The organism is Sphaerisporangium dianthi, assembly GCF_042654065.1.
Classification (GTDB): domain Bacteria; phylum Actinomycetota; class Actinomycetes; order Streptosporangiales; family Streptosporangiaceae; genus Sphaerisporangium; species Sphaerisporangium dianthi.
The window spans coordinates 1-25,016 of the sequence record NZ_JBHSFP010000062.1; the positions used below are offsets into that span (position 1 = coordinate 1).

The 25,016-nt window shown below is 70.7% G+C and carries 22 protein-coding genes; 12 read left to right on the forward strand and 10 right to left on the reverse strand.

Features of this window, described 5'->3' with window-relative positions; all coding sequences use genetic code 11:
• Nucleotides 1-82 precede the first annotated feature (82 nt).
• Nucleotides 83-1,057 carry an aldo/keto reductase gene (locus ACFO60_RS39430; RefSeq protein WP_380852171.1) on the reverse strand — a complete coding sequence of 325 codons (975 nt, stop codon included), beginning with the start codon at nucleotides 1,055-1,057 and terminating at the stop codon, nucleotides 83-85.
• Between the two features lie 324 nt (nucleotides 1,058-1,381).
• On the opposite strand from ACFO60_RS39430, the gene ACFO60_RS39435 reads away from it, so the two are divergent.
• On the forward strand, nucleotides 1,382-2,296 hold the full coding sequence (locus ACFO60_RS39435) for a helix-turn-helix domain-containing protein (RefSeq protein ID WP_380852174.1): 915 nt from the start codon (nucleotides 1,382-1,384) through the stop codon (nucleotides 2,294-2,296).
• Between the two features lie 198 nt (nucleotides 2,297-2,494).
• Complete coding sequence (locus ACFO60_RS39440) at nucleotides 2,495-4,060, forward strand: RNA polymerase sigma factor (protein WP_380852177.1); 1,566 nt, start codon at nucleotides 2,495-2,497, stop codon at nucleotides 4,058-4,060.
• Here the strand turns inward: ACFO60_RS39440 and ACFO60_RS39445 are convergent.
• The 3 genes from ACFO60_RS39445 to ACFO60_RS39455 all read right to left on the reverse strand — a co-directional run bounded on the left by ACFO60_RS39445 (nucleotide 4,057) and on the right by ACFO60_RS39455 (nucleotide 7,197).
• On the reverse strand, nucleotides 4,057-4,938 hold the full coding sequence (locus ACFO60_RS39445; protein WP_380852180.1) for a helix-turn-helix transcriptional regulator: 882 nt from the start codon (nucleotides 4,936-4,938) through the stop codon (nucleotides 4,057-4,059). The genes ACFO60_RS39440 and ACFO60_RS39445 overlap by 4 nt on opposite strands.
• Nucleotides 4,939-5,208: 270 nt before the next feature.
• A complete protein-coding gene (locus ACFO60_RS39450) occupies nucleotides 5,209-6,114 on the reverse strand; it encodes a pentapeptide repeat-containing protein (RefSeq protein WP_380852183.1) in 906 nt (301 codons plus the stop codon).
• A 144-nt stretch (nucleotides 6,115-6,258) separates the two neighbouring features.
• Complete coding sequence (locus ACFO60_RS39455; protein ID WP_380852185.1) at nucleotides 6,259-7,197, reverse strand: sigma-70 family RNA polymerase sigma factor; 939 nt, start codon at nucleotides 7,195-7,197, stop codon at nucleotides 6,259-6,261.
• Between the two features lie 204 nt (nucleotides 7,198-7,401).
• Between ACFO60_RS39455 and ACFO60_RS39460 the strand changes: the two genes are divergently transcribed.
• Complete coding sequence (locus ACFO60_RS39460) at nucleotides 7,402-8,475, forward strand: zinc-dependent alcohol dehydrogenase family protein (protein ID WP_380852188.1); 1,074 nt, start codon at nucleotides 7,402-7,404, stop codon at nucleotides 8,473-8,475.
• A 110-nt stretch (nucleotides 8,476-8,585) separates the two neighbouring features.
• Here the strand turns inward: ACFO60_RS39460 and ACFO60_RS39465 are convergent, their stop codons facing one another.
• On the reverse strand, nucleotides 8,586-9,038 hold the full coding sequence (locus ACFO60_RS39465; protein ID WP_380852191.1) for an STAS domain-containing protein: 453 nt from the start codon (nucleotides 9,036-9,038) through the stop codon (nucleotides 8,586-8,588).
• A 518-nt stretch (nucleotides 9,039-9,556) separates the two neighbouring features.
• Between ACFO60_RS39465 and ACFO60_RS39470 the strand changes: the two genes are divergently transcribed.
• Both ACFO60_RS39470 and ACFO60_RS39475 read left to right on the forward strand, forming a co-directional pair.
• Complete coding sequence (locus ACFO60_RS39470; protein ID WP_380852194.1) at nucleotides 9,557-9,913, forward strand: VOC family protein; 357 nt, start codon at nucleotides 9,557-9,559, stop codon at nucleotides 9,911-9,913.
• A 193-nt stretch (nucleotides 9,914-10,106) separates the two neighbouring features.
• Nucleotides 10,107-12,497 carry an ATP-binding cassette domain-containing protein gene (locus tag ACFO60_RS39475; protein ID WP_380852197.1) on the forward strand — a complete coding sequence of 797 codons (2,391 nt, stop codon included), beginning with the start codon at nucleotides 10,107-10,109 and terminating at the stop codon, nucleotides 12,495-12,497.
• A gap of 179 nt (nucleotides 12,498-12,676) precedes the next feature.
• Here the strand turns inward: ACFO60_RS39475 and ACFO60_RS39480 are convergent, their stop codons facing one another.
• The gene (locus tag ACFO60_RS39480) at nucleotides 12,677-13,414 is read right to left on the reverse strand and encodes a lytic polysaccharide monooxygenase (RefSeq protein WP_380852200.1); all 738 of its coding nucleotides are present in this window, start codon (nucleotides 13,412-13,414) and stop codon (nucleotides 12,677-12,679) included.
• Between the two features lie 226 nt (nucleotides 13,415-13,640).
• Here ACFO60_RS39480 and ACFO60_RS39485 point away from each other — a divergent pair, with 226 nt between their 5' ends.
• The 4 genes from ACFO60_RS39485 (at nucleotide 13,641) to ACFO60_RS39500 (ending at nucleotide 18,732) form a co-directional block, all read left to right on the forward strand.
• Nucleotides 13,641-15,491, forward strand: coding sequence for a ricin-type beta-trefoil lectin domain protein (locus ACFO60_RS39485; RefSeq protein ID WP_380852202.1), 1,851 nt, complete (start codon nucleotides 13,641-13,643; stop codon nucleotides 15,489-15,491).
• A 196-nt stretch (nucleotides 15,492-15,687) separates the two neighbouring features.
• Nucleotides 15,688-17,082 (forward strand): ricin-type beta-trefoil lectin domain protein, encoded by a 1,395-nt coding sequence (locus ACFO60_RS39490; RefSeq protein WP_380852204.1) that lies wholly within the window; start codon nucleotides 15,688-15,690, stop codon nucleotides 17,080-17,082.
• Between the two features lie 163 nt (nucleotides 17,083-17,245).
• The gene (locus ACFO60_RS39495) at nucleotides 17,246-17,923 is read left to right on the forward strand and encodes a hypothetical protein (protein ID WP_380852206.1); all 678 of its coding nucleotides are present in this window, start codon (nucleotides 17,246-17,248) and stop codon (nucleotides 17,921-17,923) included.
• A gap of 203 nt (nucleotides 17,924-18,126) precedes the next feature.
• Nucleotides 18,127-18,732, forward strand: a complete 606-nt coding sequence (locus tag ACFO60_RS39500) for a helix-turn-helix domain-containing protein (protein WP_380852209.1) — start codon at nucleotides 18,127-18,129, stop codon at nucleotides 18,730-18,732.
• A 53-nt stretch (nucleotides 18,733-18,785) separates the two neighbouring features.
• Here ACFO60_RS39500 and ACFO60_RS39505 read toward each other — a convergent pair whose 3' ends face one another.
• A complete protein-coding gene (locus ACFO60_RS39505; RefSeq protein WP_380852212.1) occupies nucleotides 18,786-18,947 on the reverse strand; it encodes a hypothetical protein in 162 nt (53 codons plus the stop codon).
• 7 nt (nucleotides 18,948-18,954) lie between these two features.
• A complete protein-coding gene (locus ACFO60_RS39510) occupies nucleotides 18,955-19,518 on the reverse strand; it encodes a CGNR zinc finger domain-containing protein (RefSeq protein WP_380852215.1) in 564 nt (187 codons plus the stop codon).
• A 65-nt stretch (nucleotides 19,519-19,583) separates the two neighbouring features.
• On the opposite strand from ACFO60_RS39510, the gene ACFO60_RS39515 reads away from it, so the two are divergent.
• Nucleotides 19,584-20,816 carry an MFS transporter gene (locus tag ACFO60_RS39515; RefSeq protein WP_380852218.1) on the forward strand — a complete coding sequence of 411 codons (1,233 nt, stop codon included), beginning with the start codon at nucleotides 19,584-19,586 and terminating at the stop codon, nucleotides 20,814-20,816.
• 154 nt (nucleotides 20,817-20,970) lie between these two features.
• Here the strand turns inward: ACFO60_RS39515 and ACFO60_RS39520 are convergent, their stop codons facing one another.
• Nucleotides 20,971-21,609 carry a TetR/AcrR family transcriptional regulator gene (locus ACFO60_RS39520; protein ID WP_380852221.1) on the reverse strand — a complete coding sequence of 213 codons (639 nt, stop codon included), beginning with the start codon at nucleotides 21,607-21,609 and terminating at the stop codon, nucleotides 20,971-20,973.
• A 22-nt stretch (nucleotides 21,610-21,631) separates the two neighbouring features.
• On the opposite strand from ACFO60_RS39520, the gene ACFO60_RS39525 reads away from it, so the two are divergent.
• Both ACFO60_RS39525 and ACFO60_RS39530 read left to right on the forward strand, forming a co-directional pair.
• On the forward strand, nucleotides 21,632-22,339 hold the full coding sequence (locus ACFO60_RS39525) for a class I SAM-dependent methyltransferase (protein WP_380852224.1): 708 nt from the start codon (nucleotides 21,632-21,634) through the stop codon (nucleotides 22,337-22,339).
• 356 nt (nucleotides 22,340-22,695) lie between these two features.
• The gene (locus ACFO60_RS39530; RefSeq protein ID WP_380852227.1) at nucleotides 22,696-23,103 is read left to right on the forward strand and encodes a pyridoxamine 5'-phosphate oxidase family protein; all 408 of its coding nucleotides are present in this window, start codon (nucleotides 22,696-22,698) and stop codon (nucleotides 23,101-23,103) included.
• Between the two features lie 14 nt (nucleotides 23,104-23,117).
• Here the strand turns inward: ACFO60_RS39530 and ACFO60_RS39535 are convergent, their stop codons facing one another.
• Nucleotides 23,118-24,827 (reverse strand): GAF domain-containing sensor histidine kinase, encoded by a 1,710-nt coding sequence (locus tag ACFO60_RS39535; protein ID WP_380852230.1) that lies wholly within the window; start codon nucleotides 24,825-24,827, stop codon nucleotides 23,118-23,120.
• Nucleotides 24,828-25,016: the final 189 nt, after the last annotated feature.

A 25,016-nucleotide genomic window follows, 5' to 3' on the forward strand; every position in this document is an offset into this window, starting at 1 on the left:
GCCGCCGGCGCCCGCCGCGGCGCCGGGCGGCCCCCCGCCTACTCCGCCGCGGGCAGGCCCGCTCGCGTCCCGCCCGCCGTGGTCACAGCCCGATCATCTTCATCTGGGCCTCGTTGTGGTGGTCGCCCGCGGCGCCGCCGAGGGCGTCAAGGCGGGCGATCTGCTCGGGGGTGAGGGTGAGGGCGTCGGCGGCGGCGTTCTCCTCCAGGCGGGTGACGCGCTTGGTGCCGGGAATGGGGACGATGTCGCCGCCGCGGGACAGCAGCCAGGCGAGCACGACCTGCGCCGGGGTGGCGCCGGCGTCGCCGGCGATGGCGGTGACCTGGTCGGCGAGGTGCACGTTGTGGTCGAAGTTGGCGCCGGTGAAGCGCGGGTTGGAGGCCCGGAAGTCGCCTGCCTCGAAGCGGGTGCCGGCGGTGATGGCGCCGGTGAGGAAGCCGCGGCCCAGCGGGGAGTAGGCGACCAGGCCGATGCCGAGCTCGCGCAGCAGCGGGAGGATCTCGGGTTCGGGGTCGCGGGTCCACAGCGAGTACTCGGTCTGCAGCGCGGTGATCGGGTGGATCGCGTGGGCGCGGCGGATGGTCGCGGCTCCGGCCTCCGACAGCCCGATGTGGGTGATCTTGCCTTCTGTGACGAGGTCGGCCAGGGTGGCGACGGTGTCCTCGATGGGCGTGCCGGGGTCGACGCGGTGCTGGTAGTACAGGTCGATGTGGTCGACGCCCAGGCGGCGCAACGATCCTTCGACGGCCTTGCGGACGTTGGCGGGGCTGCTGTCGAGGCCTTCGCGTCCGGTGTGGGAGATCATCCCGAACTTGGTGGCGACCACGACCCGGTCGCGGTAGCCGCCCTTCAGCGCCTGTCCAAGGAGTTCCTCGTTGGTGTAGGGGCCGTACACCTCGGCGGTGTCGATCATGGTGACGCCGAGGTCGACGGCGCGGTGGAGGGTGCGGATGGACTCGGCGTCGTCGCTGCCCGCGCCGCTGTAGGCGAAGGACATGCCCATCATGCCCAGGCCGATCCGGCCGACGGTCAGGTCGCCGAGCGTCACATGCTTCATGGTCGTTCTCTCCTCGTCAGAGCTACAAGAGGTCTGGAATTTCCGGATGTCAGTGGCCGGTCGCCCGGCGCGAGGCCGCCCTCGCCGGGGTCCACGGTTTCGACCCGCACATCCCCCGCCCCGTACATGAACGTCGCTCGCATAACGGCATGGCTCCCGTGAACCGCGTATCAGCTGGTCAGGTCCCTCTCTCGGCCGGCCGGGCGGCGTCGCCGAAGCGGCCCATCTCCAGGTAACTTCCCTTCGCCCCGCGGCGGCAGGGCCTGTCGTTCCAGGTAACGCCAGTACCCCCCTCCCGCACGCCGGCTCGCCTACGGTGGAGACATGGACGACCGCGACCGCACCGAGATCAAGGAGTTCCTCGCCTCCCGCCGCGCCCGCATCACCCCCGAGCAGGCCGGGCTGCCCGCCTACGGCGGCAACCGGCGCGTCAAGGGCCTGCGCCGCGAGGAGGTCGCCATGCTGGCCGGGGTCTCGGTCGACTACTACGTCCGCCTGGAGCGCGGGCACCTGTCGGGCGCCTCCGACAGCGTCCTGGACAGCCTCGCCCGCGCCCTGAACCTGGATGAAGCCGAACGCGAGCACCTGTTCGACCTCGCCCGGCGGGAGGCCGGCCCCGCACCCGCCGCCCGCCGCCGCACCCCGGTCAAACCGGTCAGGCCCATCCTGCAGCACATGCTGGACGCGATCACCGACGCGCCCGCCTGGATCCGCAACGACCGCCACGACGTCCTGGCGACCAACCGGCTCGCCGCGGCCCTGTACGCGCCCGTCCTGGCCCAGCGTCAGGCCGACCCGCGCCGCCCGGCCAACACCGCCCGCTTCACCTACCTCGACCCCGCCGCCCGCGAGTTCTTCGCCGACTGGGACAAGGCCGCCGACGACATCGCCGCCATGCTCCGCGCGCAGGCCGGCCGCAACCCCTACGACCGCAACCTCACCGACCTCATCGGCGAGCTGTCCACCCGCAGCGAGGTCTTCCGCCAGCGGTGGGCCGACCACAACGTCCGCCACCACCGCACGGGGATCAAGAAGATCCATCACCCCGTCGTCGGCGACCTCGAACTCCACTTCGAGGCCATGACCCTGGCCTCCGACCCCGGCCTCACCCTGCTGATGTACACCGCCCCGCCCGGCACCCCCAGCGCCGACGGCCTGCGCCTGCTGGCCACCTGGGCCGTCACCGGCGACCAGCTGCCCGGCGCCGCGCGGCACGAGGACCGGCTGCCCGGCGCCTGATCCGCAGGCGAACCGTTTCGGTCACTGTGCGGTGAGGAGCGGCCCAACGGGAAGTAACATCCAGATCGAGGCGGGCACCGCTGCTCCTGACACGCCACGGCGAATGACACGCCACGGCGAACCCGCGTCGACCGAAGATCGATCTGGTGACCGCCGGCGCGCAACTGTCATCCCGGGCTGAATGGGGGGTGTTGATCGGTGCTGAGGAGGGACGATCCCGCGGCGGCCGAGCGGTTGTGCCGCGAGTACGGGGACCGTCTCCACGACTACTGCCGGTCGGTCCTGGAGGACGACCAGGCCGCCACGGCGACGGCGGGAGCCATCCGCGGAGCCCTTGCCCAGGGCCACCGGCTGAACGACCCGACCCGGCTGCGCGCGTGGCTCTACGCCCTGGCCCGCGCCGAGTGCCAGGCCCACCAGGACAGCGCGGGTCACAAGGGGGCCCACGCCCGGCGGGGCCTCGACGGCGCCCCGGAGCTGGCGCACGAGGTGCTGGCCTGCCTGGAGCCGCGCGAGCGCGAGATCCTCGACCTGACCTTGCGCCACGGGCTGAAGTCCGACGAGGTGGCCCGGGTGCTGGACATCTCGGTGGACGCCGTGGAGTCCGCGGCCCGTCTGGGGCGTCGCCACGCCGAGCAGTGGCTGGCCGCGGTGATGGACGCCCGCGGCGGCGAGCCGCGATGCCCGGTACTGCCGGGGCTGGTGAGGTCGTGGGCCGAGTCGCCGACGCGGCTGCTGCGCGCGCACATCACCCGGCACGTCCGGTCGTGCAAGCAGTGCGAGTCGGCCATCTCGAGTGTCACGATGACGGCGCTGATGACCCGCATGCCGATCCTGGCGAGCCCGGCTCCCTGCGAGCGGCTGTTCGCCGGCGCCTCGTTCACCGCGGCCGAGACCCGCACCGAGAGCTGGCACCCCGACGGCTTCCCCGTGCAGCCCGACGCCCTGGAGGACCCCCCGGCACCCGAGGCGCCGCTCAGCGTGGAGGAGGGCTTCACCCCCGAACGCAGCGGCGCCGAATCGGCGGCCGAGTTCTGGGAGCCCGACCCCGAGGCCGACGACCCCGAGAGCCGCATCCGCTGGGGGCGGGTGCTGCTGGTGACGGTCGTGTCGGTGGCCGCAGCCGGGGTGCTGTGGTCGCTGCTGTTCACCCCCACCGGCGGCAACAGGCCGGTGGAGGTGGAGGCCGCGGGCGGCACGATCGTCATCACCCCGGGTGAGTCCCTGCCGCCGCTGGTCGAGTCCCCGCCGCCCCCGCCGTCCGGCTCCCGTCCCGCCTCCACCCCCACGGGCGGCAAGTCCTCCGCCCGGACCACAGGCGAGGCACCCGGCGAACCGCCACCACCGCCCAAGCCGTCCCCGAAGCCCACCCCGGCGTCCACCCCCAAGCGCGGCACGCAGCCCAAGACCAAGCGGACCGACGCCGCTCCCCCACCGTTCTTCAGCGCACACGGCAAGATCGACGTGGGATACCGCAGGGAAGGCGTCGCGTCGATCAGGTCGAGCGCCGGGACCATCCGATGGAGCGCGGCCGGACCTCCCTACGTCATCGCCTCACCGGCCGGCGGCACCCTCGGCGACGGCGAGCGTGGCACGTTCCGCGTCGACCTCCAAGGCCTGGCGCCCGCGACGCCGTCCGACTGCGACCGGCCGCTGAGCACCTACGTGAACATCACCTGGTCGGGAGACAACAAGGGCATCCTGGGGTCGGGCAGCGCCACGGTGACCATCACCTACCGAAAGCCCTGCCCGACGCCGCGCTAGCGACGACGTGCCGGACTGCCCACCGCGGGCGCCCCGGCCGACCGGAGAACGCGCGCCTCCCGGGCGCGCCTGCCGAGCAGGGCCAGCGCGCGCTCCGAGGCACTGCCCTGCTCGGCCTGGAAGGCGACGAGCTTCTGTCCCAGGGCGCTGTCGATGCTCATCACCTCCATGGTCGTCGTCACGTCGCCGACGACGGCGTGGTGGAAGCGCACCGGCGCCCGGATGCGGCTGCGCACGTCGTGGCGCACCCACAGCCGGCGGAACTCGTCACTGGCCTGCATCAGCTCCTCCACCAGCTCGGCCAGGAAGGGGTCGTCCTGGTCCAGACTGGACGCGGCGCGCAGATGGGCCACCTTGTAGCGGGTGTCCATCTCCCAGTCGAGGTAGAACTCCCGCGCCCGGGGGTTGAGCAGGGCCAGCCGCAGCAGGTTGTCGTTGTGGTCCAGGCCGTCGTACAAGGCCGCGGCCACGGCGTTCATGGCCAGCACGTCCAGCCGGGTGTTCACCACGTAGGCCGCCACGCGCTCCCAGCCTTCCATCAGCCGCACCACGTTGGGATCGACCCGGTCCAGATTGCCGGCGGCCGCGCGTCTGTGCTCACGCGGGCGGGCGAGCTCGTGCAGGTGCTCGGTGGCCTCGGCGTCCAGTTGCAGGACGCGGGCCAGGGCCCGCAGCACCTGTTCCGAGGGCCGGCGCTCGCGTCCCTGCTCCAGCCTGACGTAGTAGTCACTGCTGACACCCGCCAGCAGCGCCACCTCCTCGCGGCGCAGCCCCGGTGTCCTGCGGCGGTTGACGCCGGGCGGGAGGCCCACCTGCTCTGGAGTCGTGAGCTGTCGCCTGGCCCGGAGGAATTCCCCTAGTGGCCTCTCACGGTCCATATCGACAAAATACGGCTTCCTCCGTCATGAACTGGATCCCCGTACGCGCGTACGTCGCGGTCTTTGCGAACGCTTTGCCGCCGACCGGCCGCCGCCCTCGGCAGGAGGTCACAGAACAAACCTCGGCTCCACCTCCACGGAGCGACGGTCTGCGGCCAGGACCTCCAAAGTGGATCTTCACCCCACCGGAGAGGAGAACGGGCAAAATCCCTCCGTCCACTCGCGAGGAGTGTCAAATATCGACATCTGACGCCGCCGCGGAGGCGGATGTCAGCGACGACGCGACCGCCCGCGCGAGCGAGAAGCGGGCGACGCGGCGCCCTCGGCACCGGACGACCAGTGCGCCGGACGGCCCAGCGGGGCCGGCAACCTGGTGGCGCCGTCGCCTCTGGCGGCGTCGACCTGGGACTGAGTGAGAAAGACGGCGCCGGTCAGATCGGCACCACCGAGATCGGCACCCCGCAGATCCGCCCCGATCAGATCGGCCAGCCGCAGATCCGCGCCCCGCAGATCCGCCCCGATCAGATACGCCCCGCGCAGGTCGGCCCCGCGCAGATCGGCACCCCGCAAAGACGCCCCGATCAGATCGGCGCCCCGGCGATCCTTGCCACGACGCCCCGCCCCGGCGCGCACCAGCTCACTCGCACGCGCCAGCAGCGGGGCGACCTCGCGCCGCCGCTCTTCGGTGTCGAGCTCGGCCAAAACCTCCGGCCCCTGCTCGGTGAGCCGCTCGACGCCCTCCAGAGCCAGGCGGATCTCACCGTGCACGGAGGCGGCCTGCGGGTAGGTGAGCGCCTGAGTGAGATACCACAGCAGTTCATGCAGCCGCCACATGACCGGGAACACCTGGAACATCCGCGCGGCGCCACGCGGCTCGGCCCGCCAGTCACGCCCCGCGAAGGTGAGCTGGGAGACCTTCTGCCCGGCGCCGAAACAGTCGTAGGCGACGCAGCCCCGGTAGCCACTCTGCCCGAGCCGATCGTGAATGCCGCAGCCGAAATCGGCGCGCAGGTTCCCGCACGGCCGACCGGCCTCCTTGTCAGCCGCGAAGTCCGCGGAGGCCGAGAAGGGCAAGGCGACACAACACAGCCCGAAACAGCTGCCGCAATCCCCCCGCAGCAGGGCGAGCGAATCAGTGCCGCGTCCCGGACGGGCGTGTTCCCGCTTGTCGGACAAGATGGATGTACTCCTTGTGCGCCGCTGGCACCGCCTGCCGGTGCAGCGCTTGCAAGGCTACGGCGAACCCGGGCCCGTCCGAACCCGCCATCCCACCCGCGCACACCGAAGCGCCGACCCGCGTTGACCGGCGACCGGCCGCGCTCAGCAGGCCCAGGCCCTGAGAGTCTCGCCGGAACGGTGACCGCGCAGCCGGGCCAGCGCCTCCCGCTCGATGTCACGCACCCATCCGGTGGTCAGCCCCATCAGCTCGGCGATCTGCCGGGTGGAGTGCTCGGCGTCCCCCCGCAGCCCGAAACGCAGATCCAGCACCGCGAGCTGCCGGGGGGCCAGCGCCACCGACGCCGAGCTCAGCGCCCGCACCAGGGCCTGATGCTCGGCCGCACGCTCGGGATGCGGCCCGGCCGTGTCCTCCCGCAGATCGGCCACACTCCTTTGCGGCGTGTGGCCGCCGATCGGCGCGTCCAAGCTCGTACAGTCGCACGCCAGGACCTTCAACACCGCGACCCGCTCCGCCGACCTGCCCATCTCCTCGGCCACCTGCCACACCGCCGGCTCGGCGCCCACCCGCTGGGCCGCCTTCTGCTCGGCCACGGCCAGCCGCGACAGATCCTCCAGCACGTGGGCGGGAAGACGGATGGTGCGGGCGCACTCCAGGCCCTTCTGGATCGCCTTGCGAATCCACCAGGTCGCGCACGTGGAGAACCGGAATCCGCGCGCATAGTCATACCGCTGGACCGCCTGGATCAGCCCCAGGTTGCCGTCCTGGATCATGTCCTCCAGTGCCGTCCCCCCGCGAGCGTACTTGCGGGCCATCGACACCACCAGCCGCAGATTGGCACGCACCATGTGGTGCTGGGCGGCCTGCCCATCCTCGGCCACCGCGGCAAGCTCCCGCGGGTCGTACCCCGCACAGCCCTGCTCCAGCAGGTGACGGGCCAGCACACCGGCCTCGATGCGCTTACCCAGTTCCACCTCCTGCGACGCGCTCAGCAACGGAGTCGCGCTGATCTGCGCCAAGTAGGCGCTGAGCCCTCCGGTCTCGCGTGATCGCGCGCCGGTCGCTTCGGCCTGGCTGGGCACTGTCCCCACCTCGTCAATCGAATCGCTCCGCAAAGGCACCTTCACGATGCCCCACCTGGGAACACGCCGCCTCTGCCCAACGGCCCCGGCCATCAGGACCTTCGTCCCCCAACCCCAGGACCGGCGCCACTGCCCGCCGAGGACGGCCCGCCGGAGACTGGGGGACAAAGGAAATCCCTTCCTGCTCACGCGGAAGGAGCGGACATGAGGGCTCTGGTATACGCGGGCCGCGGGCGACGAACCTGGACCGAGGTCCCCGACCCCGCGATCACCGACCCACGCGACGCGATCATCCAGGTCGACACGGTGACGATCTGCGGCACCGACCTCCACATACTCGCCGGCGACGTCCCGGAGGTGCGGCCCGGACGCGTCCTCGGCCACGAAGCCGTGGGCACGGTGGCCGAGATCGGCGCCGCGGTGACCTCCCTGACCCCCGGCGACCGCGTCGTGGCCTCCTGCATCTCGGCCTGCGGGACGTGCGCCTACTGCAGGCGGGGCATCTACGGCCAATGCCGCCAAGGGGGCGGCTGGACCCTCGGCCACCTGATCGACGGCGTCCAGGCGGAGTTCGCCCGCCTCCCCTTCGCCGACCTGTCCACCTACAAACTGCCCGCCCACGTCCCGGACGAGGCGGCCGTCCTGCTCGCCGACATCCTGCCCACCTCCTACGAGGTCGGCGTCCTCAACGGCCGGGTCAAGCCGGGCGACACCGTGGTCGTGATCGGCGCAGGGCCGGTCGGACTGGCGGCCATCCTCACCGCACGGCTGTTCAGCCCCACCAGGATCATCGCCGTCGACAAGGCCGAACCCCGGCTGCGGGCGGCCAAGCGCCTCGGCGCCGACATCACCGTCACGCCCGAGGACGACCCCCTGGAGATCGTCCGCTCGGTGACCGGCGGGCTCGGAGCCGACGTGGTCATCGAGGCCGTCGGCACCCCGGCGACGTTCGATCTGTGCACCACCTTGATCCGCCCGGCCGGACGGATCGCCAACGTGGGCGTCCACGGCGCACCGGTGACGCTGCACCTGGAACAGCTGTGGGCGAAGAACGTGACGATCACCACCGGCCTGGTGGACACCTTCTCCACGCCGACGCTGCTGCAGATGCTGGAAAGCCGGCGCCTGGACATCGACGGCCTGGTCACCCACCACTTCCCGCTGGAGGAGTTCGAGCAGGCCTACGACGTCTTCGCCGACCCCGGCCGCACCGGGGCACTGAAGGTCGTACTCGGCCGCCGGCCCGCGCCGCCCGTCGTTGACGAAACCGTCGCCTAGTCGTTCATCCGGACCACGCAACCGGCGGAGCGCCCACCACTACCCTGCTCGCGGACCGGACTCGGCGCCACAGGGCTTCCATCGCCGCCCCGTATCGGCGGCGGTCTCGCTCACACCGCCGAAGCGGCCCTCGGCGCCTGACCACACGGACGGCCGAGAAGCGCCCTGCCACCGGCGCGCGGCGGGGCCACGCGCCTCGAGGGCTGCGCCGGCCGGAACGCGGTCGCCGACCACGCCCCCTCGCCGAGGTCGTCGGGCCGGAAAGGATGCTCCGGCCGCGTGATCTCCAAAACCCTCCGCAGGACGCCCCCCACGGACACCAGCCGCAGCGAGCCTTCGGCCTGCGCCGCCCGCTCGGCGGCGTCCAAGATCGCCTCCAGCCCTGTCGAGTCACAGAACCGCAGGCCGGTGACGTCCATCACCAGATGGGTGTGACCGCGGCCGATCAGATCCTTCGCGCTCGCGGCCAGGATGTCGGCCGTGGCCAGATCGAGCTCACCCGCCAGCGCCAGCACGGCGACGGGTGGCCGATAGGCGATCGACACCTTGAATTGTGCGGCCATCTGCGCCCTTTCAACCGATTCGGGATGTAGGTACGAACGCTACCCCTCAAAGCTCAACCAGCCGGTAACCCCGCCAACCCGCCAACACCCCGGAATGGTCGAGAATCCACCGCCAACGCCAGCCCACCGTCAAGACCGCAAAGCCCCGACCATCTCACCCGGCACACAACCCCGACCCACAGCACCCAGCCCCGCGCACAGTGGAACAGAGACGATGCCAGGCCGCCAGACGGAATATCGCGATGACCGACCGGTCCACCCCCACCCCGATCCACCCGCGCCAGGCGGCACACGCGACGGCGAGACCGCCCTCCGCCTCGCGAAACAGGTGACCAGACCGATCAGGAATCGAGAAGCGCCGCTTACCGAGCCACACCTAGCCTGACCGTCATGGACTTCACACTCCACGTGAACCTCCTTCCACACGACAACCCCGACACCGCCCGGCCTCTCGCGAACACCCGCCAAGGGCCCGGCGATCCTCGATCCTCCTCCGACCCACGACCAAAGGAACGACCATGACCGACCCTTCCACCCAGGGAATCAAAACCGTCCTGCACCCCGTATCCGACCTGGCCGCCGCCAAAGCCGTCTACACCGCCCTGCTCGGCGTCCCACCCCAGACCGACGAGCCCTACTACGTCGGCTTCGAAGCCGCGGGCCAGCACATCGGACTCGTGCCCGGCGGCGGACCACAAGGCATGACCTCACCCGTGACCTACTGGCACGTACCCGACCTCCAGGCCAAACTCGCCGAGGTGACCGCCGCGGGCGCCACCGTCAAGGAGCCCGCGCACGACGTCGGCGGCGGCCGCCTGGTGGCCACCGTCACCGACCCCGACGGCAACGTCCTCGGCCTGCTCCAGGACCGCTGAGCACACCCCCGCCCCCGCGCTCGGCGTCCACCCCGGCACCAAGCCCCCAGCCCAGCCCCCCACGGCCGAGCCCCCGCAAGCGCCACCGGCCGAAGCGAAGGCGAACCAGACATACGCTCAAAGCCGGCCGGATCGAGCCAGGCGACGCCGGCGCGGACCGCCAAAGCCGCCCCGCGCAAAAGATGGAGACACGATGAGCATGGCCACAAGGACGGACCCGCAGTCACCTGCGCCGCACCTGGCCGACAGCCACGATCTGATCCGCGTGCTGGGCGCGCGCGTCAACAACCTCAAAGACGTCAGCGTCGAGATCCCCAAGCGCCGGCTGACGGTGTTCACCGGCGTCTCCGGCTCGGGCAAGAGCTCGCTGGTGTTCGGCACGATCGCCGCAGAGTCACAACGGATGATCAACGAAACCTACAGCGCCTTCGTACAAGGCTTCATGCCCACACAGGCACGACCGGAAGTCGACGTACTCGAAGGCCTGACGACCGCGATCATCGTCGACCAGCAGCGCATGGGCGCCGACCCCCGCTCCACGGTCGGCACCGCCACCGACGCCAACGCGATGCTGCGCATCCTGTTCAGCCGGCTCGGACAGCCCCACATCGGCCCCCCCACCGCCTTCTCCTTCAACACCCCCTCGGTCAGGGCGAGCGGCGCCATCACCGTCGAACGCAACGCCACCAAGACCGTGAAGGCCACCTTCACCCGCACCGGCGGCATGTGCACACGCTGCGAAGGCCGGGGCACCGTCTCCGACATCGACCTCACCCAGCTCTTCGACGACTCCAAATCGATCACCGAAGGCGCGATCACCGTCCCCGGCTACAAGGTGGACAACTTCTGGACAGTACAGATCTTCACCGAGTCAGGCTTCCTCGACCCTGACAAGCCGATCCGCGACTACACCGACAAAGAACGACACGACTTCCTCTACCGCGAACCGACCAAGGTCAAGGTCAACGGCGTCAACCTCACCTACGAGGGACTGGTCCCCAAGGTGCACAAGTCATTCCTCTCCAAGGACCCCGACGCCCTGCAACCGCACATCCGGGCATTCGTGGACCGGGCGGTCACCTTCACCGCCTGCCCCGACTGCGGAGGCACCCGGCTCAGCGAAGCGGCCCGCTCATCGCGCATCGACGGCACCAACATCGCCGACGCCTGCGCCATGCAGATCAGCGACCTGGCCGGATGGATCCGCGGCCTCGACGAGCCGTCGGTGGCGCCGCTGCTCACCACACTGCAGCGCACCCTCGACTCCTTCGTCGAGATCGGACTGGGCTACCTCTCACTCGACCGGCCCGCCGGCACACTGTCAGGCGGCGAGGCACAGCGCGTCAAAATGATCCGCCACCTCGGCTCCTCGCTCACCGACACCACCTACGTCTTCGACGAACCCACCACAGGCCTGCACCCCCACGACATCCAGCGGATGAACCACCTGCTCCTGCGCCTGCGCGACAAGGGCAACACCGTACTCGTCGTAGAACACGAACCCGAGACCATCGCGATCGCCGACCACGTCATCGACCTCGGCCCCGGCGCCGGCACGGCGGGCGGCACCGTCTGCTTCGAGGGCACCGTCGAAGGACTGCGGGCCGGCGGCACCCTCACCGGCCGCCACCTCGACGACCAGGCCGCCCTCAAGGAAAAAGCGCGGACGCCCACCGGCACGCTGCAGATCCGCGGCGCGACAACGCACAACCTGCGCGACGTCGACGTCGACATCCCACTCGGCGTGCTCGTCGTCGTCACCGGCGTCGCCGGCTCCGGCAAGAGCTCGCTCGTACACGGGTCGATCCCCGCCGGCGCGGGTGTGGTGTCGATCGACCAGGGCGCGATCCGCGGCTCACGACGCAGCAACCCGGCGACCTACACCGGACTGCTCGACCCGATCCGCAAGGCGTTCGCCAAGGCCAACGGCGTGAAGCCGGCGCTGTTCAGCGCCAACTCCGAGGGCGCCTGCCCCAGCTGCAACGGCGCCGGCGTCATCTACACCGACCTGGCGATGATGGCCGGCGTCGCCACCACCTGCGAGGAGTGCGAGGGCAAGCGGTTCCAGGCATCGGTGCTGGACTACCACCTCGGCGGCCGCGACATCAGCGAAGTGCTCGCGATGTCGGTGACCGAAGCCGAGGAGTTCTTCGGCGCCGGACAGGCACGCACACCGGCCGCGCACACCATCCTCAACCGGCTCGCCGACGTCGGACTCGGCTACCTCAGCCTCGGCCAGCCGCTCACCACGCTGTCCGGCGGCGAGCGCCAGCGGCTCAAACTGGCCACCCACCTGGCCGACAAGGGCGGCGTCTACGTCCTCGACGAACCGACCACCGGCCTGCACCTCGCCGACGTCGCCCAGTTGCTCGGCCTGCTCGACCGGCTCGTCGACTCCGGCTCGTCGGTCATCGTCGTCGAGCACCACCAGGCGGTCATGGCACACGCCGACTGGATCATCGACCTCGGCCCCGGCGCCGGCCACGACGGCGGCCAGGTCGTCTTCCAGGGCACACCCGCCGAGCTCGTCGCCGCCCGCTCCACCCTCACCGGCGAGCACCTCGCGGCCTACGTCGGCACCTGAACGCCGCAGCGACCACAGCGGCGGCGGGCGGCCCTCGGACATACGGCGCTCGTTGTCCGAGGCTGTCACGTCGTTGAGGTTGCTCTTTTTGTGTTCGGAGTCAGGTGTCCGAACCGAGCGCCTTTACATTGTAGATCACATGCATGTGGAGCCGCCGCGTCGGCCATAGAGGGCCCGGGTCAGATCCGCTGCCACAGGGCGGGGACCTTGGGCGGCTCCCACCCCACCAGCGCCGTGTGCGCCTGGAGGCACCGGTATCGCAGGCCGTCGTAGGTCACCTGGGCCCCCACGGCGTACGCGGTGCCGGCGGCCCAGGTGCCGCCCGGCGCGGGCACGCTCGGCGTGGGCGTGGGCGTCGGAGTGCGGGTCGGCGTGGGCGTGGGGCTCGGGGTGGGCTGCGGGCCGCCTCCGCCGATCTGCAGGTCGACGCACGAGTAGAACGCGTTCACCGTGTCGGCGATGTTCCAGATGGCGAGGATCCTCTGCCTGCCGCTCCAGCCGGACAGGCTCACCGTGTGCGACACCGTCGCGCCCGGCTGGCGGCCGCCGTCGTCGAACGCCGCCACCCGCGTGTTGCCGATGTAGTACTCCCAGGTGCTGGTGGCGTGGCGCGCGGTGAGCACCCAGTTGAAGGTGACGGTGGAGCCGACGGAGGTGGCGGGCCACGGTTTGCCCTCGTCGCTGAGCTGGGCGAAGCGGGCGACCCCGCCATGGCAGTTGCGCTGGCCCTTCGGGCCCTCGACGCTCTGCGGCTCGTAGATGATGTCGCCGCACCCGCTCACCCGCCCCTGTGCGCACATGGCCTGCCGGCTGGGCGGCGAGTTCACATAGCCGTGAGCCAGGGCCGGGGAGGCGGCGAACACCGTGATGCCGGCCGTCATCACGGCCGTGGCCACCGCCAAGATCGTTTTTCGCATGCCGGACTCCTTCGCTGGGGGGTGCGGCAAATATAAAAGAAAGTTTCTTAAGAGTAAATCCCCAGTACGGAAACGGTGAGGAGCCCTGTCAGAGCCTCCCTGCCCGGCCGGGGCGCATTGCGCTCCCTGATTCGCCCGTGTTACCACTGGCACACCACGCCGTGTGCCGCCGGGCAGGGCCGTACGGGCGGTTTCTTCGCTCACCTCCGTCGAGAGAGACCGGCTCATGCCCTACCGCCGATTCCGAAGGCTGCGACTCGCGCTGCCCGCCGTGCTCCTGCTGGCCGGCACCACGCTCGACGTCGCCGGCGCCGTGCCCGCCCAGGCGGCCGGCGAGACCGTCGCCATCTGGCTCACCACGACCTCCGACGCCGCGGGCCGCACGGTGACCCGCGGCCTGCAGCAGCAGGCGCCCCTGAGCTTCGCCGCCGGCAGCCCCGCCGCCGCCCAGACCATCACCGTCGACGAGAACACCACCTACCAGCGGTTCGAGGGCGCCGGGGCGTCGTTCACCGACTCGGCCGCCTGGTTGATGAACAGCAGCGGCGTGCTCGGCCAGAGCACCCGCGACACGGTCATGCGCAAGCTGTTCGATCCGGACGAGGGCATCGGGGTGAGCTTCCTGCGCAATCCGATGGGGTCCTCCGACCTCGCCCGCTACAGCTACTCCTACGACGACACCTGCTGCGACCTGTCCGGCTTCTCCATCAGCCACGACATGGCCGACGTCCTACCGCTGACCAAACAGGCCAAGGCGCTCAACCCGGCGCTGAAGATCATGGCGTCGCCGTGGAGCGCGCCCGCCTGGATGAAGGACAACGACGCGTGGAGTCAGGGCTGGCTGGAGTCGCGGTACTACGGCATGTACGGCGAGTACTTCGCCAGGTACATCCAGGCCTACCAGGCCCAAGGGGTGCGCATCGACTACGTCACCCCGCAGAACGAGCCCACTTGCTGCGCCGGTTACCCGTCGATGAACTGGAACGCCGCCGGCCTGCAGTACTTCATCAAGAGCGCGCTGTGGCCGGCGTTCCGCAACGCGGGGATCACCACTCAGACCCTGGTGCACGACTGGAACTGGGACGGCTGGGCCACCTGGGGCGCCCCGCTTCTCGCCGACACCGCCATCCGTGACGACCCGCTGTTCGGCGGCATCGCCTGGCACGGCTACGGCGGCGACGTCGGCACGCAGAGCTCGGTGCACGACCAGTACCCGAACGTCAACGCGTACATGACCGAGCACTCAGGCGGGACCTGGATCACCGACCAGCACCGCGAGGACATGAACAACCTGATCGACTACACCCGCAACTGGGATCGCAGCTGGATCAAGTGGAGCCTCGCCACCGACCAGGCCCACAACCCGCACAACGGCGGCTGCGACGTCTGCACGGGCCTGATCACCGTGCACAACGGCGACAGCCGCCACGGGCAGGTGGACTACACGATCGAGTACTACACCATGGGACACCTGACCAAGTTCGTGAGGCCCGGGGCCGTCCGGATCGCCTCCACGGCCGGCTCGGCGGTGAAGAACGTCGCCTGGCGCAACCCTGACGGCTCCAAGGCGCTGATCGCCTACAACACCAGCGGGGGCGCGCAGTCGGTCAAGGTCAACTGGGGCGGCCAGTCGTTCACCTACACCCTCCCCACCCGGACCTCGGCGACCTTCACCTGGTCCGGCACCCCCTCAGGCGGCGGCGGGAAGGCCATCACCGGCTACGGCGGCAAGTGCGTCGACGTCGCGGGGGCCGGCAGCGCCAATGGCACGCAGATCCAGCTGTACACCTGCAACGGCAGCGCGGCGCAGCAGTGGACCACCGGTTCGGACGGCACGCTGCGCGCGCTCGGCAAGTGCCTGGACGTGGCGGCGGCCAGCAGTGCCAACGGCACCAAGGTGCAGTTGTACGACTGCAACGGCAGTGCCGCCCAGGTCTGGACCGCCCAGAGCGACGGCACGCTGCGCGCGCTGGGCAAGTGCCTGGACGCCACCGGGCCGAGCTCCGCCGACGGCACCCCGTTGCAGATCTGGGACTGCTTCGCCGGCGCCAACCAGAAATGGACCCTCCAAAGCTGATCCACGCGGCAACGCGGCTCTTGACTACCCGTGGCCTCAGGGCGTTGAATCCACTCAATAATTAAGAAACCTTCCTAAGAGTTCGGGGCTGCCCACCCGGCTCCGCGGAAGTCCGGCCCCCGAGAGAGGCGCCGCCTCGCTCCCGTCCCCGCACAAGCGCAAGCACTCCCCTCGTACGAAGAAAGCGACACCCCCCATGAATCCGGAAAACTCCGGCCGTGTCCGCCCCCGCTCCCGATTCCGCGCCCGGCTGCTCACGATCGTCCTCGCCGCCGCCCTGCCCCTGCTGGCCACCGGCCTGACCCCGGCCTCCGCCGCCACCGGCCAGATCACCGGCTACGGCGGCAAGTGCGTCGACGTCGCGGCGGCCGGCAGCGCCAATGGCACGCAGATCCAGCTGTACACCTGCAACGGCACCACCGCCCAGCAGTGGACCACCGGTTCGGACGGCACCGTCCGCGCGCTCGGCAAGTGCCTGGACGTGGCGGCGGCCAGCAGTGCCAACGGCACCAAGGTGCAGTTGTACGACTGCAACGGCAGTGCCGCCCAGGTCTGGACCGCCCAGAGCGACGGCACGCTGCGCGCGCTGGGCAAGTGCCTGGACGCCACCGGGCCGAGCTCCGCCGACGGCACCCCGCTGCAGATCTGGGACTGCTTCGCCGGCGCCAACCAGAAATGGACCCTGCCCGGCGGCACCACTCCCCCGCCCACTCCCGGCAAGATGGCCGGCGCCCCCTACCTCTACATGGGCTGGGGCAGCCCGCCCAGCGCCACCTCGGTGATGAGCTCCACGGGGGTGAGGTCCTTCACCATGGCCTTCATCCTGTCCGGCGGAGGATGCACGCCGATGTGGGACGGCTCCCGGCCGCTCACCGGCGGCGTCGACGCGCAGACCATCTCCGCCGTCAAGGGCGCGGGCGGCAGCGTCCAGGTGTCCTTCGGCGGGTGGTCCGGCAACAAGCTCGGCCCGAACTGCTCTTCCTCCAGCGCCTTCGCCGGCGCCGTCCAGCAGGTCATCAACGCGGTCGGGCCCGCCGTGGTGGACTTCGACGTCGAGAACACCGACGAGTTCTCCAACTACACGGTTCAGGACCGCATTCTCGGCGGGCTGAAGATCGTCAAGCAGAACAACCCGAACGTCAAGGTGGTGCTCACCTTCGGCACCAGCACCAGCGGCCCGACCGGCGACGGCATCCGGCTGATCAACCAGTCACGGGCGCTGAACATCCCCATCGACAACTACACGATCATGCCGTTCGACTTCGGCGGCGGCGCGAACATGTACCAGAGCACCGTCAACGCCTCCGAAGGGCTGAAGAACGCCCTCAAGAGCGCCTGGGGCTGGACCGACGCCCAGGCGTACGCGCACATGGGCATCTCCGGCATGAACGGGCTGTCCGACCAGCAGGAGGTCACCTCGACCGGCACCTGGACCCAGATCCGCGACTGGGCCAGGTCCAAGGGCCTCACCCGCCTGGCGTTCTGGTCGGTCAACCGCGACCGCCCCTGCCCCGGCGGCGGCGTCACGGAGACCTGCAGCGGCGTCAGCCAGAACAACTGGGACTTCACCCGCATCACCGCGGGCTTCTGACCCGCCCCTTCAGACCGCGGCCGCCGTCACGGACACCCCGACGGCGGCGGCCGCCACGCCAACCGCCATGCCCACGTGCCCGGCGATTCCCGCCGCCGCGCCCCCGCCCTGCGCGGGTCCCGGTCACCACCGCCCGGTCGTCCGTTCCCCGCGATGGAGGACCATGGGAGGCGTGAACTTCGTCCTGGCCGTCTGGCACGAACCCAAGCCGATCACCAAGGAGCGGGCGAAAGAGGTCTTCACGGCCCTCGGCGGCGAGGCCGCGACGCCCGCCGGGCCACACCCGGACACCCCGGCAGCGGCGGCGTCGCATGAGGCCGTCGCGGCCTCGGTCGGGCCGCACCCGGGCGTCGCGGCGTTCGCCGAGCGACTCCCCGAAACGGTGCCGGTCTCCCCCGCCTTCGCCCTGGTCATCGTGGACCTGGAGAGATCCGACGAGGTCGCGAGCGCCGCCTTCGCCCTGGCCCGGCGGTGCGAGCTGGTCTGCTACGACCCCCAGCGCGATCTGGTGCACAACCTGGCGCCGACGGGCGCGTACCGCGAGATGCAACTCCACACGGGCGACGGGCTCGTCATCACCGACCCCGATCTGGGGCTGGTCTCGGACGTGGCGGCAACGCTGTCCCCGGAGAACCCCTTCGCCGCGCTGGTCGTCTTCGGCCACCACTTCGTCCAGGTCTCCCCCGAGCCCTCCGGATACGAACTGGAGTACAAGGACAGCCTCCGGAACGTCCTGCTGCGCACGCACACGGCCGACCTCGAAGTCGTCCGGGAGGCCTTCGCCGAGTACGCGACCGGCGGCCGCGCCTTCCTCGACCACCACGACTGGCACCGCGTCTGACGCGAGGCACCGCACGAGGGGGTCAGTGCCCAGGTCGGGGTTGCCCACGCGCGGCCGGCCGCCGACGCCGCCGCGATTCACCGCGACCCGCAAAGGTCGCGCCGGCCCTCTGGCAGGCGAAGACCCGCGTGCGCGAATTCTGCCACCGCGTACGCCACGAGCTCCGGGGCGCGAGGGTCTTGGTGCCGTGGCAAAGTGGACAAATGAATGAAGAGTTCACGTCGGTATTGGCCGCCGTCGGCCCCCGGCTGCGCGGACTGCGCAGCCGCAACGGCATCACGCTGACCGACCTCGCCGCCGCGACCGGCATCTCCATCAGCACGCTCTCGCGCCTGGAGTCCGGGCAGCGCCGGCCGTCCCTGGAACTCCTGCTGCCTCTCGCGCGAGAGCTCCGCGTGCCCATCGACGAACTGATCGGCGCGCCGCACACCGGGGACCCGCGGCTGCACCTGAAGCCCGTCACTCACAACGGCATGACCCTGCTCCCTCTGACGCGCCGGGCAGGAAGCCTCCAAGCCTACAAACTGATCGTCTCGCCCGAGACCCGGTCACGGGAACCCGAACAGTCCAGCCACGAGGGCTACGAGTGGCTCTATGTGCTCGACGGACGACTCCGCCTGATTTTGGGCGACAACGATCTCATCCTGGGTCCCGGAGAGGCAGCGGAGTTCGACACCCGCGTCCCCCACTGGTTCGGCAGCGCCGACGATGAGGCGGTGGAACTGCTGACTCTTTTCGGGAGGCAAGGTGAGCGCGCTCATCTGCGCGCCCGCCCCACCAGAGTCGATGATCGGACCGGACGTGACTGAGACCGGCGATCGCCTTTACAAAGTAAGTACGGCTCGACGGCCACTTCTCAGCGTCAGCCCTCCAGCGTCCGCTCGACCGCCGGCGATCCCGACGCCTCCCGGATCCCCGGGCCGCGACGCGGGAGCGCCGTCCTTGTCCGGAATGCCTGCCAGGCCCGTCCGGCGTCCCACCCGATCACCGTGAGCGCCAGGAGCACCTTGGCCACCTCCACCATGGCGTGATCAGGTTCGGCGGCGGCCGCGGTAGGCGGCGGTCTTGGCTCGCGCCGTACAAGCCGCACTGCAGTAGCGGCGCGAGGCGTTGCGGGTCAGGTCGATGTAGACAGCCTCGCACTGGTGCGCCCCGCACACCCCGAAGCGGTCGGGGCCGTAGCCGTCCACGATGAGGGCCAGCGCGGTGGCGAACTCGCCGCCCAGCGCTTCCGCCTGGGTGCCGCCCGAGCCGTGGAAGTGCAGATGGAACGGCTGGCCGACATCCTCGACCAGGTACGGCTGCGCGCCGTACCGGCCGATCATCGAGTTGATGCGACTGGCCTGGTCGGCCGGATGCTCGGCCAGCAGTGCCTGCCGCAGTTCGGCGGCCAGGTCGGTCAGGCGCCGGCCCGCATCCGCGACGGCTCGCAGGGCCGCGCCGGCGCGGTCGCCGAGCTGGGCGGCGAACGTTGTGGCCAGGTCCTCGCCCGCCAGTGGCCGCACCGAGGCGCCGCCCCGCCAGTGCGCCGTGGCCAGGTTGACCAGCTCGGCGATCAGCGGCGCCTGCCGGGTGACGTTACAGGCTATCTCCACTTGACCGGTAACACTCTTTTCTGCGTGTCATAGGCATAAGACAGTTAGATAGTAACGGAGTCGCCATGTTCACGCCCTATCGCCGTCTGCTCACCCATCGAGGCGTCCCCCACCTGCTCGCCACCGGCATCATCGTCAAGCTGGGCACACCCGTGCTCAGCCTCGCCCTGCTGCTGGCCGCCGTCGACCGGCTCGGCTCCTACGCCACCGCCGGACTCGTGCTCACCGGCCACGCGCTGGCCTTGGCCCTGTGCGGGCCGCTTGGAGGACGCATCACCGACCGGTACGGCCCGCGCCCGGCCCTGACCGGTTACCTGGCCGCCCACACCCTCGCCTACACCCTGCTCCTGCTCGCCCCGCCCGCCCTGATGATCGGCGCCGCGGTGCTCCTCGGCGCCACCACGCCGCCGACCGGATCGGTCATCAGAAGCGCCTGGCCACGCATCGTCCCCTCCGCCTCCCTGCCCGCCGCCTACGCCGCCGACAACGCCATCAACGAACTGATGTTCATCACCGGCCCTCTGCTCGTCCCCGTCCTGACCTGGGTCGTCCCAGCCCAGGGCGTGGTGACCGCCGCGGGCGCCGCGGTCCTGGCCGGCACCGCCCTGCTGCTGGTCTCCCCCGCGGTACGGCAGGCCACGCCCACCCCGCCCGGCAGACTCCACCTGGCCGGACCACTCACCCACCGATACACCCTCCTGCTCCTGACCATCACCGCCTTCGGCACCTTCACCTTCGGCTGCCTGCGCATCGCCACCGTCGCCTCGGCCGCCACCTTCGGCTCGGCGGCCTCCGCCGGCCTGCTGATGGGCCTCCTGTCGGCCGGGGCCCTCCTAGGCACCCTCGGGTACGGCGCGCGGGCCTGGCCCCTCAGCGGCGGGCGCCTGCTCGTGCTGCTCTCGCTCGCCGAAGCGGCCGTCCTGCTCGGCGGAGCGTGGGCACCCGGCTTCGTGACGCTCGCCCTACTGATCACTATCGTCGGCCTGGTGAACGGCCCACGCGACGCCGCAGTGCCCGCCCTGCTCGCCGATCACACCCCCGCCCATCACCACACCGAGGTCTTCGCCTGGCTCAACACCTTCATGTGGGTCGGCTACGGCCTTGGCACCGCCGTCGCCGGCCGCCTCACCGGCCCCCACGACACCGGCGCCACCGCCTTCGCCGCGGCCGCAGTCGCGGCCGCGGCATGCTCGATCCTGGCGGCCGTCGCCGGCAGGTTCACCTCACCTTCGGCGACGCCCGCCGCCGTGCCGAGCGAGAATCCTCCCCAGGAATCTGATCACGTTGCGGACAACTGAGACGGGGGAAGAAGGCCGACCATCCGGTAGGCCCGTCGTGACCACCGCGGCCGGGTCCTGCCGCTACGTTCCCAGGCCCCGGTCACGGCGCAGGAGGCGGCGGGCCGCCGGCCAGGGCGGATCCGACCCATGATCGCGAAATGTCACTGGAGTGTCAGCCGGGGCCGGCGCAGAGTTGGGAGGTCAAGGCGGTGCGGGCCCACTCTTCCCACGTGTCCGGTGACCAGTCACGGTCGCGGACGAAGATCAGGTAGAGCTGCGGGCTGAGCAGCCCGAACAGCAAGTCCGCCGCCGTCTCGACGGAGAGGCCGGGACGGGCGTCGGACTTGCGGGCCAGCGCTTCGGCCGCTGCGTACTGCACGGTGTAACGCGGGTCGGGGCCGTCCGGCCACTGTGCGGCGATCTCAGGGTCGGTGGCCGCGGCAGCTGCGATCAGCGGCATGATCGGGGCCACCCGGCCCAGGATCTCGCGGGTGCCGTGGATGTGCGCGCGCAATTGCCCGGCTGCGGTGGGCTCGGCGCACGCGGCGCGAAACCACTCACGATCCATGGTGGCGACCGGCTCGGCGTCCCCGGCGATGGACGTGTCGACGACGTCCTTGAACAGCGTGCGCTTGTTGCGGAAGACGAAGTAGACCGTCTGGACGGCCACGCCCGCCCGGTCCGCGACCTCCTGCAGGCTCGTCGCCCCGTAACCCTGCGCGACGAACAGCTCGCGAGCCGCCTCGACGACCTTTTCACGGGTGCGGCGCGAGCGCTCGGCTCGCTTGTCCGGCCGCTTGACTTCGTCCATATTGCGAGTATATCTCTAGAGCATGTCACTAGAGTTCAACTCTAAATCCTTGGGGGAGATGATGGACCAGCCCAGCGCCACCCAGAAGCCGGAACCGGACCTGGCCTCAACGCGGCGAGACCCGGAGGAGGAGTCCGTCCACCGCGCGCTGGAGGGCTACTACCGCACCGGCAAGCCACCGTGGGACACCGGCGTGACGCCGCCCGAGCTGGTCGCCCTGATAGAGGGGCCACGGCGCCTGCCACCCGGTCGCGCCCTCGAACTCGGCTGCGGCACGGGGACCAACGCCACCTACCTCGCACGGCACGGCTGGGAGGTGGCGGCCGTCGACCTGATCGACCGCGCCGTCGGCCAGGCCAGGGAGAAGGCCGCGGCGGCGGGAGTGGCGGTACGGCTGCTGCACGGAGACGCCACCCGCCTCGACGAGCTGGACGTACCGGGCCCCTTCGACCTGTTCTTCGACCTGAGCTGCTACTGCGGGATCCCGTTGCACCGCCGCGACGCCTACGCCGCCGGGCTCACCCACCGCGCCGCTCCCGGAGCACGGTTGCTGATGTTCGGGTACGGCCCCGAGCCGCTCGGCAGCTCGACCACCGAGATCACGTCGTGGGCGGCAGGCGTCACGGCCGACGAGCTCCGCGCCAGGTTCCCCGGCTGGGAACTCCTCGACGTCACACCGGGCACCAACTCGGTGCCGACTTTCTGGTTCACGCTGCGCCGCGACGCCTAGCGATCTCGGTCGCGGGTTTCCGCAGGTTCGTGGCACGTTTCACGCCGCCCGAGTACGTCGAGCTTGGGCGGCGTCGTGGTCGAGGTGCCGGGTGATGGCCTTGAGCGCCGCTCGTGGTCCGGGTGGCGTCTGAGGCTGACCGGTCGCGGTGAGTGCCGCCGACTCGCGTGCGGCGGTCGCGGCCGGGACTCCGGCGCAGGGCTCAAGGCGGATCACGGTCTTCTGGGAGCCCGCCGGATCACGATGATGCCCTCGGCCTCTCACGCGGAGGGACTCATGGCACACGCGGCGACGTGGCCAAAAAGGTGACCTTAGCCCCTAACCGGGCCGCCACTCACTCGGGCAGGCTTTGACGGGTGAAGATCGATGCTGCCGGTTTGCAGGTGCTCTCTCGTGACGAGTGCATGGAACTGCTCGGTTCGACCCCTATCGGGCGGATCGTGTACACCGACCGAGCGCTCCCGGCCTGCCAGCCTGTCAACTTCCATCTCGACGGCACGAGCATCGTGATCCGCACCGGGGTGGGCTCCAAGCTCGCCGCCGCCGCCGGCAACGCGATCGTGGCGTTCGAGGCCGACGAGATCGACCCCGGCGCCCGCACCGGCTGGTCGGTGACCGCGGTGGGACACGCACGGGCCGTGAGCGACCCCGAGGAGATCGCCCGCCTGTCGGAGCTGCCGCTGACGCCGTGGGCGCCGGGCGGCCGGGAGCATTTCATCGTCGTGTCCACCGAGCAGATCTCCGGCCGGCGCATCCGCCGCTGAACCGCCGGTCCCCCTCAGTCGAGCGGGACGCTCCACCGCAGCCGGGTCCCTCCGGCCTCGGGCGAGCTCAGCTCGAACGAACCGCCGAGGTTCGCGGCGCGCTCCTCCAGATTGCGCAGCCCACTGCGCCGCCCTCCCTCGGGGACGCCGACGCCGTTGTCCTCCACGATCACCGTCAGCCGGCCGCCCTCCGCGCGGGCGACCACCTCGGCGCGGGAGGCCTTGGCGTGGCGGACGACATTGGACAGCGACTCGCTCAGCACCGCGATCACCTGATCGGCGAGGTGCGGCGGCACCTGGTTGTCGAGCTGGCCCTCCATGCTCAGCGCCGGCATGAACCCCAGGTGACCGCGGGCGTTCTCCACCACCTCGACGATCTTGGCGCGCAGGCTCGGCCCGGCGGCCTCGCGCGGAGTCTGCAGGGCGAAGATGGTCGAGCGGATCTGCCTGATCGTGTTGTCCAGCTCGTCGATGGCGCTCTGCAACCGGGAGGAGGCCTCGGGCCGCTCCACCAGGCGCACCGCGCTCATCAGCGTCATGGCCACGGCGAACAGCCGCTGGATGACGACGTCGTGCAGGTCCTTGGCGATGCGGTCGCGGTCTTCGAGCAGTCCCAGCCGCTCGGCGTCCTTGCGGGTCTCGGCCAGCTCCAGCGCGACGGCGGCCTGCCCGGCGAAGGCGTAGAGGGTGCGCAGCTCTGAGTGGCTGAACGGGATGCGCCCGTGCCTCTTGCCCAGCCACAGCACGCCGCGCACGGCGCCGGCCGCGCCGAGCGGCACCGCCACCATCGGGCCGAGCAGGGAGTAGTCCTCGATGGCGCCGACGATCTCGCTCGCACGGGGGTCGTTCAGCATCAGCGGCTCGCCGTGCACGAACGCCCTGCCCTCCAGGGAGTCGCCGATGGGCACCTCGCCACCGGGCTGCCAGGTGCCGGGCTCGCCGTCCTGGATCGCCACGCGCAAGGTCTTGCCGTCCTCGTCGTCCGCGCCGGGCAGCAGGACCGCCGAGGTGTCGGCGTCGGCCATCTCGCGGGCCCGGCGCGCCATGAGGGTCAGCACCTCCTGCGGATCGGCGCCCGACAGCAGGCGGGTGGTGATCTCGGAGGACGCCTGCAGCCAGGTCTCGCGGCGCCGGGTGTCCTCGTACAGACGGGCGTTCTCGATGGCGACGCCGGCGGCGGTGGCGAGGGCGACCACGATCGCCTCGTCGTCCTCGTCGAACTCCCCTCCCCCGCGCTTCTCGGTCAGGTAGAGGTTGCCGAACACCTCCTCGCGCACCCGGATCGGCACGCCGAGGAAGCTGCCCATGGGCGGGTGGCCGGGCGGGAAACCGTAGGACTCCGGATGCCGGGAGATGTGGGAGAGCCGCAGCGTCTGCGGCTCCTTGATCAGCAGACCGAGCAGGCCCAGCCCGTGCGGCCAGTGCTCGATGCGCGCGATCTCCTCCTCGCTGAGGCCCACCGGGACGAACTGCACCAGCGTGTTCTCCTGGCCGATGACGCCCATGGCGCCGTAGGTGGCGTCCACCAGGGTGGCGGCCGTCTCCACGATGCGGTGCAGCACCGTCTCCAGGGCGAGGTCGCTGCCCACCGACACCACGGCGTCCAGCAGCGCGTGCACACGGTCGCGGGTGGCCAGCACGGCCTCCAGCCGCACCTGCAGCTCCGACAGCAGGTCGTCCAGCCGCATGTTCGGGATGACCGAACGCGGCTCGTTCTCCGTCATACGTGGCAGTGTCGCACCGCCGGGGCCTCATGTCCCACTCGGGCGACGCGCCGATGCCGGAATGTCCTAATCAGTGTTAGCGAGTCGCCTTGCGGCAGACTCGGTGTTGGTAGCCGTCCGGTGGGTGAGCACTTGCGTGTCCTGGACTTCGAGTCCTGCCGAAAGACAGTGCCCCCGCTGGTTGGCCGG